Genomic DNA, 13,171 nt, shown 5'->3' with positions numbered 1-13,171 from the left:
CTTTGGTACCACTCGGCACTAGATCCGCGCTTTTTCCGTCAGCCTTACGAGGTCCGCTACCGAGCGTACCCCGAGTTTCATCATCACCCGCCCGCGGTGCACCTTGATCGTCTTCTCCGCAGTACCGAGGTCCCCCGCGATCTGCTTGTTGAGGCGGCCGGCGACTACCTGGGTCAGAACCTCGCGCTCCCGCGGTGTCAGCATCGCGAGCCGTACCTTGATCTCGTCGATCTCAACGATAGCGGCACGGGTCGCCGCATCCTGTTTCTCGGCTCGTGCGATCGCAGTCAACAATTCTGTTTCCTTAACCGGCTTGGTCAGGAAGTCGATCGCACCCGCACGCATCGCGCGGACGCTGGTCGGTATGTCGCCCTTGCCAGTTAGGAAGATGATTGGCCTTTGCGAACCTGCTGCAGTCAAGGTCTGCTGCAACTCTAGCCCATTTAATCCCGGCATAGACACATCGAGGATCGCACAGCCGGGTACCGACCCATCGTGTTCGGCCAGAAACATCGGCGCAGACGTGAATGCCTTGAGGCTGAAGTTTCGCGCCCGTAACAGCCGCGACAACGCATTCAGCACCCTCGTGTCATCATCAACAAGAAAAATCGTGAACGCCGGATCTTTCATTCAAGCCTCCGCAAGGACTTCTTGCGTTGGGAGCAATATGGTGGCGACGACGCCACCAGTACTGTCATTGGCCACGACAATCTTTCCTCCATGCGCTTCAATGATGCTGGAGCAGATCGTCAATCCAAGTCCAAGGCCATGGTTCTTTGTGGTGAAGAACGGCTCGAACAATCGGCCTGCCTGGGCAACCTCAATCCCTGGTCCCCGATCTCTGACAAAAACCTCAATGCATCCCTGCGTTGCCCGGCTGGATACCGTGATCATCCGCGTCCCCTCGGTTGAAGCCATCGCGTCCATTGCGTTCACGAGAAGGTTTAAGAGAACCTGCTGCAATTGGATGGCATCGCCTAAGAGATGAGGCAAAGCGGCCGCAAGATCCATGTTGACCACAATGCGGCGATCGATCATTTCGCTCCGAAGCAACGCGACCGTCTGATCGATCAATGCGTTCATACTGACAGATTCCAGTTCCGCCTGGCCCTTCTTCAGCAGGCTTCGCAGCCGATAAATGACTTCGCCCGCCCGGTTAACATCTTGCACAATATCCTGCAGCGCGTCTCCAACCTCCGCGACGTTGGGGGGATCGTCAGCCAGCAGATAGAGCGCCGCCTGCGCGTTCGATAAGATCGCCGTGAGTGGCTGGTTGACTTCGTGCGCGATCGCGCCGGAGAGCTCACCCAGAACGGAAACCCTCATCAAGTGCGTGACTTCCTGTCGTTGCAACTCCGCTTCGGCCTCGACGGCCTTCTGTTCGGTGACATCAACGAAGATTCCGCTAAATCGGTTCGGAGCTCCATGATCGTCTGGGCGCACACGCGTCCGGATGCTGATCCACCGGACCCGCCCTTCTGATATAACACGAACTCGCGTTACGGCAGGTTCCCCGGGATTCCTAATTTGGCGGATCGCGGCGAGTGCGACATCGCGGTCGTTAGGGTGTACGACCTCCAAAAACGCATCGCGAGTAAGCGGCAGGTCACCCACGAGTCCGAACATTGCTCGGCAATGCTCAGTCGTCCACATTTCGTTGGTACTTCCATCAAACTGCCATAGGCCCACATTTACCGAAGCCGCGGTGAAGCTCATTCGCTCCTCGCTTTCCTTGAGCGAGATTTCAGCTTGATGGCGCCGGCGTCGTTGGAACAGCAATGCGACGACGAAGGATGCCTGCAATCCGACAATCAAGATCGTGCTCAGTACGAGGTAGCGATGCTCACTCCAGAGAGTCGGCTCCTTGAAGAGCACAATGCTGCCGAGCGGAAGGTCACTTTCTTTGAGGCCCCACTTCTTCATAGCCCGCGCGTCAGTACGGAAGGCGGGCTTGGGATTGGATTTTGGAGGTACCTTTGTCACCTCGGTACCCGAAAGTATATCAAGCGCCATGTCAGCGGCAGTTATGCCCAGAGATTCGAATGTGTCTGTGTACCCTCCAACGATCCCGCCGCCGATATAGGTATCGAAGATCCCGTAGACCGGAGCGGCGGAAGCTTTCGCCACAGCGGCAGCCACATCTCTTGGGATGAAGCGTTTGCCTTCGCGATCTGCGAAAAAGGTAAGAATCATGACAATGCTGTCTCTTGGCAGCTGCGAAACATCGCGGAGCAATTCCGCGTATGTGAGGTTGGACCAGTAGAGCACCTCAGGCCCGGCATTTTGGCTTTCGATCGCCGTGCGTGCGATTTCACGCCAGCGGAGATCAACGGTATCGGTCCCGCTAATCACCACTAAGCGACGTGCCTGGGGCTGAAGCCTTTCTGCAAGCTCAAGTGTCTTTCCGGGGTAGGAGTTATTGATCACGCCGGTGATGTCCGGCGGCAGCTGCAGCGCTTCGTAAGTCGACCGGGTGACATCCGAGAATACGACGGGAACCGCCGGGCCGACCACGTCGCGATACTTCAGGATGAAAGGTATCGCCGAGACGCCGATCACGAACAGGAGGTCAAAATGTACGCCGTCGTATTTTTCGCGAAGGAAATTGGCCATTCGTGAGGCGTGGGCCTCATCCGGACGTCGGGCCAAATCCAAATATTCGGCGTCGATTTCGATCCGCTCGGCAGAACGTTCCAGAAAGCGCTTCCGGACCGCATCCGAAACCATTGCAGTAGCCGGGAACGTATAATTGTATGAGTGAAGAACTAAGACCCGCCGCGATGCATCTTCAGCCTGAGATTGCGCGATGAAAATCCAAGGCGCGAAAAAAATCAGCAAAAATACGCCGCGCCAAAAGCGCGCGTACCTAGCAGCCGGCCAACCACCCCGATCGCAGGCTTTCACGGAGCTCGTCCATTCGAAACTTGGGCGAGAATAGAGCATTCATTCGGGAACTGTCGAGTCGTGAACTCGGCTTGGGGCCGTGGCGGGACAAAGCCGCATTGGATAGAGCCCAGCGCCCCATATCCTTCGGCTCTGCCAATGTGGGACCTTGGTCCAATTCAGCGGTGCGGTTTGGCCGAATATCTTCCTCACGTAGATACCTTCGCTGCGGCGGCGGCACACCCGCACTCCACAGCGGGCGCGAAGACAACTCTTGATCCATCAATTCACGTTCCGGGCGACCAAACGCTTCATCTCGCAAGATGGCGACAGCAATGCGCCAAATTCACTATTTCAAGTTGTTTTTGACCGGCCGGCAGACCGGCAGCTTGGTCGGCCAGTGCGTCGGCGACTTTGTCGCACTCGTCCGCTGTCAGCTTGATCGGCTGCTCTGGCTCCGTGCCCATAACCCTCCCCGACCCCCTCAAACCTTGAAGCAAAAGGGTGGCCAACCAGATCGCTTGATTTGGAGCCCGCGGCCGAGCCGCTAACCCGAACCGTCCGATAAGAAACACGCGCCACACTCAACACGTGTGCCGAAAACTGCGGAGGAGAAGATGGATCGGAGTGCGACCCTCAGTTTTGAAGATCCACTTTGTTACCAGGCCGCGATCACGACTGCGAATTTCGAGGTGCTACCCACGTCCGGCAGTTCCTTCAAAGGGGAACTGACCAAGGTTCGCCTAGGCGAGCTATTGCTCCAACGCTTCTTCCACAATTTGCCCACGATCAACTCCGGGTTCATCAAGCCCGGACGCAGCGTACTTACATTCCTGACGTCATCGTCCCCAGCTAGTATGCGGCACTGCGGGATGGACGTTTCGTCTGGGACCATTATCGTCAATGACAGTGACGAGATACACCAGCAGACCGAGGCCGAGTTTCGTCTAGGATCGATATCTCTTGAGATGCCCAGACTTGATGCTGCTTGCCAAGTCATAGCCGGTTGCGATTTGTTTTCGAGCTCTTCGCAAAGGCAGCTTGTTCGGCCAGATGCTGCTATGATGTCGCGGCTGCTGAACCTGCATGAGATAGTGGGCCAAATCGCTGCGAACGCGCCCGAGATTCTTATCGTCAACGAGGCGGCGCGCTCTTTGGAGAACCAGTTCATCCATCTATTGGTCAGGTGTCTCACCGAGAGCGCCTCTAGTCGATCCATTAACTGCGGCCTGCGTCAGGCTCGGATAATCGCAAAATTCCATGAATATCTCGAAGCTAACCCAAACGTGCCGCTTTATTTAGGAGACATATGCGGAGCGATCGGAGCTGCGGAGCGCAGCCTTCGCGCCGCCTGCGAAATACATCTCGGTATGGGTCCTATCCGCTACCTCGCGCTGAGGAGAATGCACCTTGTTCGCCGTGCACTCTTGCAAGCCGGTTCTTCCACGACAACGGTGACAAGAATTGCCATGGAGCACGGATTCTGGGAGCTGGGGCGCTTCTCGGTGAATTACCGCGCGATGTTTGGGGAAACACCTTCGGCTACGTTGTTCCGAGCCACCGCGCGACCGAGCCTACGGATGGCCGATGTGGCGTGAGCGCTCCCAGCAGAATTCATCTGGTAAGTGCAACGTCCTTGAAGGAGGCGACTAGCGCCATCTCCAGCTTTCCCCTCCTGCCGCGATGTTGATCCCCGGCCTGTTCTGACGCGCAGTCGGGCATCAGCAACGTTGCGGTGACGGATTCGTTTTGGCTTCCGACATCTTCAAGATCCCGGTTTACTGTCCGATGGTTAGTCATGTAATTGGTCAGCTTCGAGCCAGACCGGAATATTCTCCGACGGGATTGACGCTCTTGGCTGGTGCGGGAGGATAGTCCCTGCCGTAACGATCAATCCGCCGTTCAACTTGGCTCGTGCAAACTCCTTGGCTTCTGATTCGGTTTCAAACGTCTTGGTTAAGCGGGGATGTCGCCGTCTCGAGACCGTGCCATCCGGCGGAACTTCGAAAGTGACGTACCAAGTGTGTTTCATTCCGTCATAACGCCAAGGGGCTGTCAGTAGCCTATCTCCTCGCTGAAGAAAAAAGCGGCCACCCTGCGCTGAGTTCTTCGCATTTCGACCCGCAGCAGATAATTTTCTATCGACGCATGACTTCCATCAGACACGCTTCACACCGGGCGGCCTCCACGTCCCTTCGCCAGCTGGCAGGATCGACGGCGGCATAGGGTTTGGCCAGTACAGGCGCATCACGAGATAGATCCTGTCATCGGGCGCAGGGAGCCAATTCGCCTCCTTGTCCGCGCCGGGACTGTCCTTTTGAATGTACAGCGTCAGGGAGCCGTCCGCGTCCTTTTTCATTGTCGACATCATTGGAGAGTTGATGAGGTACCGATTGAGCCGGTTCTTGACCAGTAGCTGGCTCTTGCCATCGTACATCGTAACTGACCAGAACGCATTTACTGGCGGCAGCTGGCCCGACGCGAAGGTGATTGTGTAGTTGTGCTTGCTGCTGTCGAGCGGCTCACCACTCGCGTCCACTCGGGTATAGGGATACATGGCTTCGACAGCATCATTGCCGTATAGACCGCCCTTGGCAGCGCCCGCTCGCATGACCCAATCGCCGTTGTAGAAGGTCTCGTCGCCAAAGAACGAACCAACATTCCAGCCGTCGATGTTTTTGTTTCCGGCGGATAGCCATGAGTCTACCTTCTCCTCACCCCGCTTCATCCCCAGAAGGATTTCGGCTTTGTGTTCGACCGATAGATCTTTGAACGCGAAAGTCTTGCCGGGCCCGATGCCGATCTTTGCAAGTTTCGCACGGATCGATTTGTCTCTCGCTGTCTCGGGGACAAATTGCAGCGCCGCGTCGAGATATTGGAAAAAGTTACCTTTGATGCCAGCCGTGGTGGCAGGAAGAAAGTCGATCGGGGGCGCGGCGGGCGGCGCGGGTTGTCTACGGTATGCAGAAAGCGGCTGCGCCTTGTACCCGGACTGAACCTTCTCGACGTTCGACATATCGCCAGGATTGAAGAGCTGAGTACGGAAAATCGCGAGCGCGAACGGGGTCGTTGATTGAAAGACCTGCTTGACCCCGCTGGGCGTTTCACCCTTCCAGCCCGGAGCAACCAGCAGATAGTCACCCGCCGCGCTCCCAGTGGCTCGTGTGCCGATGTAGCCAAAATTGTAGGTATTGCCGTCGATGAACTGGACCGAGTAGTAACGGTCCTTTTCAGTCATCGGGACCGAGACAACGATTGCTTCAGCGCGGAGATCCAGCCAGAGCAACGAGTAAGGAGTGTCGCTGTTCGGGGTAATGACAGCGGTGTCCTCCGGGGTAGCGACGCGATGCTGGTTGTTGATTTCGTTGAAAGGCGCCTTGAACTGCCCCGAATTCCTATCAACCGCGAATTCCTGCATCACCGCATAGTTCATCACGAGCGGCAAGCCGAAGATGAAACCTTCTTCGGCGATGTCCTTCGCCTCAAAAATACTCGGCCATTCCGGTCTGTTTTGGGCATGCACGTCAGTGGATACCAACGTAGCGGACGCGAGCCCCGCGATTGCAGCAGAGCGGAGCAACTCCCGTTTTGTAAGCATCTAACAACTTCCTTCCGTCTCTCGCCTCGTCAATGACGTTCGGACAGGAAGCACAATAACCAGGGTTTTGGAGTGCTGACTATGCGAAATCGGCGAGCTCAGGCTCGCTTCTGGTGGCGCGAATGACCCTGGAGTGTGAACTCGAGATTCGCGCGATGCCCGGAGAATATCTCAACAACTGGTTTTTGACTGGTTCAGCGCTCTCATCAGTCGTCCGGGCCCGGCGAAGGTCAAGATGAAGGCGCGCGAGCGCTTCCGCGCGGCGTCCGCCAACCAAAAGACGGGATCATTATCGAGGGGGCCGCCGCCTCTGGATCATGACCTCGGTAGCCTAAGCCGAGGCAACCGCGTCGCCGAACGCGCCTTTCGCCCGTTCGTCTTCTCATCTGCCACACCATTTTCCAAGGTGCCTCTCGCAATTCATCCGCCCTCGCCAGGCGTAGGTCCTTCTTTGCAGCATCGTAGGCCGGCAACATCGCTTCCATCCACAGCAGCATGCCTGCATTTAACTAAACGACAGCAGCCTTCCACGATTGTACACCTCCGGCTGACGTTCCGTAGGAAAGGTAATTACCTTGCGGCCGGAGTTGATTGCTCCTTTGTGGACGCGCGGCAACTCCTCGCTAAAGCGCCGCATCCACAATTTGTTCATCACCATTTGAGTCAATTCGGCGCGGAATTGTCCTCTTTCGTGGGAAACCTTTTCCAGTCTCCAGCCCGGATCGCGGCTGGTAGAGGTGCGGATCTTCGAAGGCGAAGACTTTGCTCCAAGGCACTTTCATCTCCGCTAGATAATGCTTCGCACTCGCCCCCAGAGTGAATGGGATGCGTTCACCCTTCGAGCAGTGTTGAAATGACTACTCAAATTCGGCCGTGGGAAAAATCCTAGCAACCGCAGATTGGCTCGCCGCGGCCGCGAATTCGATACCAGGAATTACGTTTGGCCGTTTTCGCATAGTCGCGATTACCGAGAGGCATTATCGAACAAGAGGCCTGGCAAGAGACAATAACAAGCTCGAATATACACCCCGCTCATTGACGGTGACTGCGTTGAGCAACTTTGGAAAAGGGGAGCCTCCGGTGATCAAATTTGCCAAAGTGCCCTTGGTTCTGGCGATCCTGACCTTCGCACTCGCATGTGCCTGCGAGACTGCTGCCGCTTCGGTGCGCGTCGCGGGCCAGGTCCAGGCCGGCGGTGGACCGTTCGTAAGCTCGACCATCACCCTGTGGGGTGCGAGTGCGGGCGAACCCAAGCAGTTGGCTCAGGCAAGATCGGACAGTGACGGCCGATTTGAGCTTCGAACTGACGAAACACCCGGCAAGGACGTAGTCCTGTATGTGATTGCTAAAGGTGGCGCAGGTACTAAAACCGGCAGCGGCGACAATCCGGCGACCACTCTGTTGAGTGTGCTGGGCAACAATCCTCCCGCGCAGGTCGTCATCAACGAGATGACTACCGTCGCGTCGGCGTTTACTGCCGCCCAATTTATCAAGGGCGACTCCATTTCTGGCAATCCACTCGGTTTACGCATCGCCGCTGGAAATGCTCCAAACTTGGTTGATCCGACCACCGGGGCATGGGGCAAGGTGCTCCTTGATCCGCTCAACAGCACGCAAACCACCACACTTGCAAGCCTAAACACTCTAGGCTCGCTGATTGCGGCGTTTGCGACCGCAGGTAATGATGATTGGCGAGCCCGCTTCCTCAAGGCCGCCACCACCAGCAGCGGCGTGACGCCGAAGACCACGCTCGAAGCGATGGTAAGCATCGCCCGCAAGCCCTGGGCAGACCCAAAGACACTTTACGCGTTGTTCGATGAAGCCTACCCGCAACCCAAGGACGGCGCCCGACGCAAGGCGCCGTTCGTGCCGTACTTGGCTTACGTCCCCGATGACTTCGCTCTCTCGCTTTGCTTCGCAGGCGGCGGGGTTTACTCGGCCGGTCGTCTGATGTTCGACCCCGAGGGCAATCTTTGGAGTGGACAAAATTGGATGGCCGGTTCGCAGTCTGGCGTCAATCAAAGTACCGGCGGCGGTGTGGCCAAACTCTCGCCCGCCGGAACCGCGCTCTCGCCACCAATCACGGGCTTCACCGGGATGGGTATTGATGGAGTCGGCTGGGGCACCGCTGTGACGCAGGATAGGGTTTGGACCACGAGTTTTAACGGAAAGATTTTCGTGATGGATCTCGACGGTCGCCCCAGCGCCATGGAGAGCGACTTTCCTTTCAAGGAGAAATTTCTTGGCCTCATGGGCATCGGCGTCTCGGCAGGCGGTGATGTCTGGATTGCAGATGGCTCCGACAATCAGTTGCTGCACTTTCCTGGTGGGCGGGTGAAGGACGGCCGGATCGTCAAAGTCGCCGGTCTGAAGTCTCCCTTCGACATCGTCGTCGATGGCCAAAATCGGGTTTGGGTCAGCAACTCTCAGTCGGACACCGTCGTCCGGTTTGACGCCGGTGATCCCTCTAAAACGGAAACATTCCGCGCCGGGATTGGTGTTCGTGCTCTCGCGCTCGACAGTAAGGGGAACGCTTGGGTGGCCAGCAATATGTCGCTCGACTTCCCCCCGCCGGTCATTCCCGACGGCGCGTCTATCATGGAGCAATTCAAGATCGCCGCGGGACACATGCTCAAGGTCCTCGAGACCAACCCCAAGATGGTCACCGGCGTCGTCAACATGATCCGTCCCGACGGCTCCCAGCCTGCTCCGATGGGCTTCACCGGCAACAAAGCAGTCAGTGTGCCGTGGGGTTTGAATATTGACGGTAACGACGACGTCTGGATCGGCAATTTCTGGGGCCGTGGTGTCGTGTTGATGGCGGGTGACAACACCACGAGTCATCCGGCGGGTATGAAGACTGGCGATGCCATCCACGTTTTCAGAGGCGGCAGCATCCAAATGCTGACCGATGTATCGATTGATGCGGCCGGCAACGTTTGGGCGGCTAATAACTGGAATGATCTCAACGGAGCCGCCGCGCCTGACCCTCTTCGTCCCACTTCGACATGGGGTGGAGGTTCGGGCATCACGGTCATTTACGGAGTAGCGGGCCCGGTAAAGCCGCCGCGCATGGGCAAGGTCCAAAGGTACTGAACGAGATGAATTGAAAGATCCATTTTTGTGGGTGCCCCGGAAAATGTGGTGCCCACTTCTGGATCAGGGATGGAAAGATCACCCGCGCCTGGCGACTACACCCACACCGGAAGGATTTAGGCAAGCGCCCTCGCGGAACGCGCCTTGGCTCGCCCTCTCGTCTTTTCGTCCGGTAACCTCGTCGCCAACGCGGCCTTTCGCATTTCGACTGCCTTCGCCAAGCGGGGGTCCTTCTTTGCAGCTTCGTAGGCCGGCAACACCGCTTCCATCCACATCAGCATGCCTTCGGCCTTGAACACGACGCGGTCGGCGGCGCTGTAGACGGTCTGGGTAATGGCAGCGACCTCGCGCGACATTTTGTCTGCGCCGCTCACGCGATGATCCAGAAGCGCGGATGCATATGCACCTTCCCCGAAATTCTCAAAGAAACTCGTGACCGACCGACGCTCGTCATGAGGGCCAATCCGGTTCGGCAGCCCGACAACAGTAAGCAGATCCGGCCATCCCGGTTTGCGACCTGCCAGGGCATCAAGCGCGTGATTGAGGGAGGAAGGGGTAATCGCCTTATCCAGGTGGGCCGGTACGCGATTGTCGTTACGTTGTTTAGCGGCGAGAGCGCGCACAAGGTACTTGTTGCGATCCTGCGGAAACGCCCAGGTCGATACTGCGCCTAACTGTTGTTTCGAGTACCGCGCAACTCTTTCGAGGATCTCGATCGCGATAGGCGGAACGCTCAGCTTGATTTCGCGCTTGTTTTTCACCTCGTCCGGTTTCCAGGTATAGACGCGCCAACCGACACGTTCCGGGGCGGGATCAGGAACCCAGCGATCGGAGCGCAAGGCGAGCATATTCACCAGCGCGGAGCTCCGTTGAGGGATCATCCATGAAACCTGCAGAGCCCCCAGCACTGCGTCGTTGTTATTGCCTCCCAAAGGCCTGACGGCCTCCAGAAGGGCAATGAGCATCCCGATCTGCGCCGGGGTGAGATAGCGCCCTGAGCGATCCTCCATCTCGTACTCGTGGGATAACGCCTCCCACCAGGTCGCAGTCGGTTCGAGACCGGTGAAGCGACGCTTTTGCTTGAGTCCCCAGCGTAGAACCCGCTTGGCAAGATCAGCATATTTTGCGGCAGCTGAAGGACCTGAACCACTGGCCTCAATCAGGTCGCGAACCTCTTCAAGATCCTCAAGCCGAAGCTCCTTGACGAAACGCTTCTTGAGGTCAGCGTTCTCCGGCCGATCCCGCAATCGCGTCTCAATCTCGGTGATTGACGAAGGTGCAAGTCGCAGCTTGGGTGCTTCATTGCGACCACCATTTTTCGAGCTTTTCGTACGTTGCGCATACTGAGTGATCAGCATCTCGAACGTCCACAGTTCGCCCTTCAAAGCTTCAGCGCGATCTACTGCGACAGCGACGGACTTCTCGTCTCCACCCATAAGCCTTGTTTCAATGACTGCATCCGGATCGCGCCCATTCTTGATCGCGAAAATCGTTTCAGTAGCGATCTTCTTTACCTGGGCGAAGGTGAAATCTCCTGCCGCCCCAAGCCGCCGCTTTACAACTGAGGATTTTTGGCCGGGGACGCGCGTGCGAGCCTGCACATAGTATGCAACCTCTCCGCCCCTGACACGGATGCTTAGACCCCTTGGATTATCGATGGCGAACTGACATTCGGCGCTCACGTCGCGCTTGGCACTAGCCTCGCTCAGCAACTCCTTGGTCAACGCGTAGCGCCTGTTCGCCATCTTCCTAGCCTTTTGGGGATACACGGGGCTACAACGATATGGAGGTCCAAGGCCCATTCCACAAGCGGTCGCTTTGGCTGTCCGTTTAACCTCCTATACCGTCAACAAATTTTGCCATTCTTGGTTCGTCGAGAGATATCCTGTTTACAGACACGCGGTTTTGTAAACCGAAGGTCGGGGGTTCAATCCCCTCAGCCGGCACCATTCGCCGCCGGAATCGACAACTTAGCGGGCCCTACCCAGGGTAGTCGAAACTTTCGGTTATTTGTCGATGCACCAGCTTCAACGACGGGGCAGCCGTGGTGCATTACAATTGTCCTCACCGTGAAGCTTGGGTCCAGAAGTCGTATACGTCAAACGTTGTCGCGCATTTGCTTTTGTCCAATGCGATGGCCGATCACGCCAAAGACTATCGCCAGGAAGAGCATCACGGGGAACTTGCTCCAACCTGGTCCGTCGAAAACAAATTTGTTCACGACGAGTGCAAGCATCACGCCGTGGCCAGCAAAGATCAGGCCCTTCCACCGAATCGTCCAGTCGCGGCTCATTACCGGTCCCCTTTTGAGAGTTGGACATCAGTGCCATACGGCCATCGCGCCATCTGTGAGCAACCGCACGCAAGAACTTCGTTGCAATGAGCCCACTTCAACTGCAACGCCCCGCAAATCAGGCGCGGTATACGATTGTTTGAATCACGATGGTCCTGTCAGTCACAAACAGGAACATCTAAAATGACCAAGCCCATCACCTTTGCGCTCGTGGCAGACCCGTGCTCGTCCTTCAGCCATTTCATCGTTAGCAGCGGCCCAAGGGTCTCTCGAACGTCCTTAGGGGCTAACGACGCCTAGAATCGATTTCCGACGCAATCACGTCAGAGCTTTCCGAGCGACCGTCACACTCAACTCGAGCAGCGGGTGCTTCTCGTTCCTGACTGTAATAAGGACCTGCGTCCCCTTTGCCGACGCGACGTCTCTAACAATGGAGGTCGCCATCGCGATCGCCTCTTTTTCGGCGGCTTCTGGGCCGGGCAAATCCATCCCATCCTCGTCGACCGCAGCAAAGAAGTCGTCCTTGATGTCGAAGTAAAACTTCATGGCTCACAGCGACGGATTGAGATGCAGGTAAAGCACATCGAAGTCTGCTATTTCGCGCAGCCTGGCTTCATCAAGGATCGATATTCGTCCCCGCTCCAAGTCCAACACGCGCTGAGCACGCAGCTGCTGAACGACGCGATTCATGTGAACCACACTCGTGCCAACGGCGTCGGAGAGGAGTGCCTGCGAGGCCGGAAAATCGAAGGACAGGCCGTCCGCTCGGCCGATCGCTTTCAATCTGGTGTACAGCTCAAGCACGAGGTGCGCCACGCGGCTTGTCGCTTCGCGTTGACCGACGTTGCAAATCCACTCCCGGAAGATCGCGGCGTCAGTCAGTGTATCGCGCCAAAGCGCTTGAGCCACGTTGGGCCGCTTTCTTATCAGCGAACGCACCGCCGCATGCGGAATGAAGCCGAGAACGCTATCGCCAAGGGTGCTGACGTCATGGTCCATCACATGGAGAAAGAGACCCTGCAGATCGGGAATGTCGCCGGGTTGGTGAAAGGCCATGATTGGCGGTGGCCATTGCCGACGATCTTGGATCTCAGGATAAAGCCATCAACGACAAGGCAGCATGCCGAAGGTCGATCTCCGAGAGAAACGACCGGCTGACCGCCAGCCATCCGCTTCACCGTGATTGGCAGATCACGGATAGCGACCTCGTCCTCTTCATCAATTTCGGTGCTGACCCGCAACCGCTTCAAGAAAGGTTCGAAAATTTCCGCGTTATTAATCGTTAGCTCCGGTCGGCAAAC

General features: G+C 57.0%; 10 protein-coding genes. 3 read left to right on the top strand and 7 right to left on the bottom strand.

The window, feature by feature from the left end; translation table 11 throughout:
- Positions 1–18: 18 nt before the first annotated feature.
- Positions 19–630 (bottom strand): response regulator transcription factor, encoded by a 612-nt coding sequence (locus AC0L3P_RS00535; RefSeq protein WP_275168338.1) that lies wholly within the window; start codon positions 628–630, stop codon positions 19–21.
- Positions 631–2,904, bottom strand: coding sequence for an ATP-binding protein (locus AC0L3P_RS00530; RefSeq protein ID WP_473300796.1), 2,274 nt, complete (start codon positions 2,902–2,904; stop codon positions 631–633).
- Positions 2,905–3,500: 596 nt separating this feature from the next.
- On the opposite strand from AC0L3P_RS00530, the gene AC0L3P_RS00525 reads away from it, so the two are divergent.
- Positions 3,501–4,481 (top strand): helix-turn-helix domain-containing protein, encoded by a 981-nt coding sequence (locus AC0L3P_RS00525; RefSeq protein ID WP_275168340.1) that lies wholly within the window; start codon positions 3,501–3,503, stop codon positions 4,479–4,481.
- Positions 4,482–5,041: 560 nt separating this feature from the next.
- Here the strand turns inward: AC0L3P_RS00525 and AC0L3P_RS00520 are convergent.
- Complete coding sequence (locus AC0L3P_RS00520; protein WP_275168342.1) at positions 5,042–6,481, bottom strand: DUF1254 domain-containing protein; 1,440 nt, start codon at positions 6,479–6,481, stop codon at positions 5,042–5,044.
- 1,080 nt (positions 6,482–7,561) lie between these two features.
- On the opposite strand from AC0L3P_RS00520, the gene AC0L3P_RS00515 reads away from it, so the two are divergent.
- Positions 7,562–9,577, top strand: a complete 2,016-nt coding sequence (locus tag AC0L3P_RS00515) for a hypothetical protein (RefSeq protein ID WP_275168343.1) — start codon at positions 7,562–7,564, stop codon at positions 9,575–9,577.
- A 116-nt stretch (positions 9,578–9,693) separates the two neighbouring features.
- Here AC0L3P_RS00515 and AC0L3P_RS00510 read toward each other — a convergent pair whose 3' ends face one another.
- The 4 genes from AC0L3P_RS00510 to AC0L3P_RS00495 all read right to left on the bottom strand — a co-directional run bounded on the left by AC0L3P_RS00510 (position 9,694) and on the right by AC0L3P_RS00495 (position 12,926).
- Positions 9,694–11,322, bottom strand: coding sequence for a hypothetical protein (locus tag AC0L3P_RS00510; protein WP_275168344.1), 1,629 nt, complete (start codon positions 11,320–11,322; stop codon positions 9,694–9,696).
- Between the two features lie 353 nt (positions 11,323–11,675).
- Entirely contained in the window at positions 11,676–11,870 is a 195-nt protein-coding gene (locus AC0L3P_RS00505; RefSeq protein WP_473300795.1) for a hypothetical protein, read from the bottom strand.
- Positions 11,871–12,188: 318 nt separating this feature from the next.
- Positions 12,189–12,416: a DUF6894 family protein gene (locus AC0L3P_RS00500; RefSeq protein ID WP_473300794.1), complete on the bottom strand. Its 228-nt coding sequence runs from the start codon at positions 12,414–12,416 to the stop codon at positions 12,189–12,191.
- Positions 12,417–12,419: 3 nt separating this feature from the next.
- Positions 12,420–12,926, bottom strand: coding sequence for a Crp/Fnr family transcriptional regulator (locus tag AC0L3P_RS00495; RefSeq protein WP_473300793.1), 507 nt, complete (start codon positions 12,924–12,926; stop codon positions 12,420–12,422).
- An 8-nt stretch (positions 12,927–12,934) separates the two neighbouring features.
- Between AC0L3P_RS00495 and AC0L3P_RS00490 the strand changes: the two genes are divergently transcribed.
- Positions 12,935–13,156 carry a hypothetical protein gene (locus tag AC0L3P_RS00490; protein WP_473300792.1) on the top strand — a complete coding sequence of 74 codons (222 nt, stop codon included), beginning with the start codon at positions 12,935–12,937 and terminating at the stop codon, positions 13,154–13,156.
- The last annotated feature ends 15 nt before the right edge of the window (positions 13,157–13,171 follow it).

The organism is Bradyrhizobium sp. WSM4874 (assembly GCF_055811835.1).
Note: the sequence above shows the minus strand (reverse complement) of the source record. Positions and strands in the feature narration are given on the sequence as shown.

Excerpts from the sequence above, each read along its gene's own strand:
- AC0L3P_RS00535 (WP_275168338.1), bottom strand. The coding sequence starts at position 630 with ATGAAAGATCCGGCGTTCACGATTTTTCTTGTTGATGATGACACGAGG.
- AC0L3P_RS00525 (WP_275168340.1), top strand. The coding sequence starts at position 3,501 with ATGGATCGGAGTGCGACCCTCAGTTTTGAAGATCCACTTTGTTACCAG.
- AC0L3P_RS00520 (WP_275168342.1), bottom strand. The coding sequence starts at position 6,481 with ATGCTTACAAAACGGGAGTTGCTCCGCTCTGCTGCAATCGCGGGGCTC.
- AC0L3P_RS00510 (WP_275168344.1), bottom strand. The coding sequence starts at position 11,322 with ATGGCGAACAGGCGCTACGCGTTGACCAAGGAGTTGCTGAGCGAGGCT.
- AC0L3P_RS00505 (WP_473300795.1), bottom strand. The coding sequence starts at position 11,870 with ATGAGCCGCGACTGGACGATTCGGTGGAAGGGCCTGATCTTTGCTGGC.
- AC0L3P_RS00500 (WP_473300794.1), bottom strand. The coding sequence starts at position 12,416 with ATGAAGTTTTACTTCGACATCAAGGACGACTTCTTTGCTGCGGTCGAC.
- AC0L3P_RS00495 (WP_473300793.1), bottom strand. The coding sequence starts at position 12,926 with ATGGCCTTTCACCAACCCGGCGACATTCCCGATCTGCAGGGTCTCTTT.